At 39.4% G+C, this 3,094-nt stretch carries 3 protein-coding genes and 1 pseudogene; 1 reads left to right on the forward strand and 3 read right to left on the reverse strand.

All coding sequences use genetic code 11. The annotated features are described in order from the left end of the window. Positions 1–261: zinc ribbon domain-containing protein (locus IM479_RS04240; RefSeq protein ID WP_287699245.1), on the forward strand; the 261-nt coding region annotated here is incomplete at its 5' end. 282 nt (positions 262–543) lie between these two features. On the opposite strand, the gene IM479_RS04245 is transcribed toward IM479_RS04240, so the two are convergent. The 3 genes and pseudogenes from IM479_RS04245 to IM479_RS04255 form a co-directional block, all read right to left on the reverse strand. Beyond that, entirely contained in the window at positions 544–1,014 is a 471-nt protein-coding gene (locus tag IM479_RS04245) for a DUF4079 domain-containing protein (protein WP_287686075.1), read from the reverse strand. 203 nt (positions 1,015–1,217) lie between these two features. Next, positions 1,218–2,075: a glycosyltransferase gene (locus IM479_RS04250; RefSeq protein WP_287686076.1), complete on the reverse strand. Its 858-nt coding sequence runs from the start codon at positions 2,073–2,075 to the stop codon at positions 1,218–1,220. 64 nt (positions 2,076–2,139) lie between these two features. Further along, positions 2,140–3,094, reverse strand: a pseudogene (locus tag IM479_RS04255) (hypothetical protein); the annotation flags it as partial.

Raw genomic sequence — 3,094 nt, forward strand, 5'->3', positions numbered from 1 at the left:
GAAATAGATAGATGGTTTCCTAGCTCTAAAAGGTGTAGTAATTGCGGGTATATTGCTGAGAAAATGCCGTTAAATGTTCGAGAATGGGATTGTCCAGACTGTGGGACACACCATGACCGAGATATTAACGCCAGTAAAAATATTTTGGCCGCAGGACTTGCGGTGTCAGTCTGTAGAGCGACCATAAGACCAGAACAGAGTAAATCTGGGGCGGCAGGTGCGAAACCCCGCAAGGGAAAGAAGCAGAAACCCAAATCGTGAGGTTTGGGAATCACCGTCCGTTTACGGCGGTGAGGATGTCAATGTGTTATTCTGACTTCCCCGACCGACGACCGACTCGGAGACTCCTAACCCCACCAACAGACTTATTCAGCAAACCCTAATTATAGCGGTTCTCGTATCTGTGAGGTACAGTTTAACCTTTGCTGATTAAGCTTTTCAGGATTGAGAATGTACCTTTTGTTAACAGGAAACGCTATAACTTTGAAAGCACTTTTTAGGGTTGGATGCGTCTGATGACGCATCCTATATTTTCAAAGTTTCTTACATTTTGCTGAGAATACGCTGGACTATATCCATTCCTGTGAAGGCTTGCCAGCTAAAAAGACCTAAAATGACGGCATTAAGGGTAATATGAGTGATTCTGGCCAATTCATTGCCTTTTTGCATTAAAGGTACTAAAGCGGCGCTGATCGAGATTAAACCCACCATCCCTAAACCCGCCAGCAGATGGGGACTGACAAATAATTTACCGTTATTAATATAAGTCACCGCCATACCCCCGATCGTCCCCAACACCATTAAAGCGAGGATTAGGGAGCCAATTTGATAGTGTTTAGTGCGAAAATCCTTGGGCAATAATTCTTTTTTTAGGTCTTTATCTGCTGTCCGCGTCCGTCGCCATTGTAGCCCCGAATAGAGGGCATAGATAGTTAATCCTAATAAAACCCACATTAGAATGGGATGGCCAAATTGTGACCAAGTTTTTACGGCACTGGGAATCTCGAAGTTCATAGTTGTCTGTTCTCATCAAAGATCGCTTCTTAATAAAAATTAACATGAATCGCTCACTCTTCCTTATTTTTCGGGTCAATAGACCTGTCAGACTAGACCAGCAAGATAGCTCACCATCACCACTACTCGCCGCTCCCCGCTCTCCTATAGCTTTTCAACAGGATTTAGTAAGAATAATGCCTGAAGCCGCAAAACTAAGGGTTTCAACCTAGACGCAGTTTAGTGATAATTCTTTGACAATAGAGTTGAATTCCTTGCAGCTTGGCTAGGGAGAATTTCGGTTTAATGGGAAGGATCAGTACAGACATAAAACTCATCCGCAGCAAGCGATAAACAAGGATAGTTAAAGTCGTATGTTTTTCGAGACTGAGAAGATAACTATAGATATTATGAGTTAGTCTTAGATAACCATAGCGACGGGTGATAGAAGATGGTTCATGAATGATTTTAATCTGATTGGTAACAACAACTAAATAGCCTTGATTTGCGTATCTTCGGGAAAAATCAAAGTCTTCGTAGTAGAGAAAGTAATCGGTATCGAAATGGGGACAAGTGGAAAAATTCGAGAAATTAATTAATAAACTGCATCCCGTCACCCAGTCGGGAATTAGATAGGGTTGATCTCGATAGTCTAAGGATTCCTCTACTACGTTAATTGTGCCGATTTTGGCATTAAATTTTCCCCAACCAAACCAGATTTTACCATCCGGTTCGTAAATTTCTGTACCGGCGATGGCAACTTCCGGATATTGCTGAAAAAATTTGCTTGCTTTCTCCAGAGAGTCCGGTAATAAGTAAGCGTCGGGATTAACTAACCAAACGATAGCTTTTCTGTCTTGCTGATAAATCCAATCAAGTCCCAGATTACATCCTTTCCCAAATCCTAAATTTTCCCCCGCTTCAATAATCTTGACTCTTTCAGCTGCTAAAGATTGGATATTTTTATCTTCAATGGAATTGTTAACAATGATGAGAGTAGCAGATAAGTCATCGTTGAGGGAAGCGATTAAACGCTTAATTAATTCCGCGCAATTGTAGTTAACGGTCAATATATAAATCATTACAGATAAAAGGTAGGAGTCACTGGCAATTAACAATTGTTAGAGCATAGCTTTCCCGTGCTAATTACTTTTTCCGAAGACGACAGAGATTAAATTTTTCGATTTTGGTGGGAAAGGGTTGACAACTTTGGAAGTCAATAACGAGATTTTCCTTGGCTAAATCCTCCACTATATCAGGGGATTTTTTATTAAAGTCCGTCTGGAGAATGTAGAGAGATTCTAGGGGAGTATTAGCAATAGATGTCTCGGCATTTTTTCGCATTAAAGTTCCCTCACTGACTCCAGTATTGCCTTTGAGTCTCACAAAACGAGTGGAAGCGGGAAAATAAGGAACGATAAAAGATGTTCCTTCATCTCCCCAGATAACAATCGTGGAATTTTCGTAGGGTTTTAATGCTTGACTATCGATACCAAAATAATTATCTGACCATCCCATTCTCCACCAATCCATCGGTTTAACCGTAGTGACAATTAAGGAAAATATTAGCAAATTTATGATTAATAATGGTTTCCTGCGAGGATAAAGATAGGCAATAATCAAAATAATTAAAATGGGACTGATTAATTCTAATGGCATCAGATAACGATAGATAGAAAATCCCACTAACCAAATAGAGTAAGCGGTCAGATAAAAAGGCAGTAAAAACCCTAAAACTGCACCGTGGGTTAAGTCAGGTTCAGAAGATAGATTGCGCTTAGAAATAGCACGAAAAATAATCACTACTATTAGTAAAATTATCAATAAATAGGTTATAGCTAATCGGCTATCTTGGAAAGGAACCTCAGATACAAGAGTTTGTCTCTGGATAAAATAAACAGGATAAAACAACCATTGCCAGATATCTTTAGGTAAATATTGTATCCCTTTAAAATTGTAGTCGGTTTCAATATAAGGAGATTGAAAGATTTTATTATAGAAGGGAAAAAGAGGATTAGCAAACTTTGTCCACATTAAGATTATCCAATAACCGGCAGTGAGACTAAAACCCACGGTCATTGAAAGAATTGATAGAATTAAA

Source organism: Microcystis sp. M165S2 (genome assembly GCF_020245885.1).
Lineage (GTDB): Bacteria > Cyanobacteriota > Cyanobacteriia > Cyanobacteriales > Microcystaceae > Microcystis.

Excerpts from the sequence above, each read along its gene's own strand:
- IM479_RS04245 (WP_287686075.1), bottom strand. The coding sequence starts at position 1,014 with ATGAACTTCGAGATTCCCAGTGCCGTAAAAACTTGGTCACAATTTGGC.
- IM479_RS04250 (WP_287686076.1), bottom strand. The coding sequence starts at position 2,075 with ATGATTTATATATTGACCGTTAACTACAATTGCGCGGAATTAATTAAG.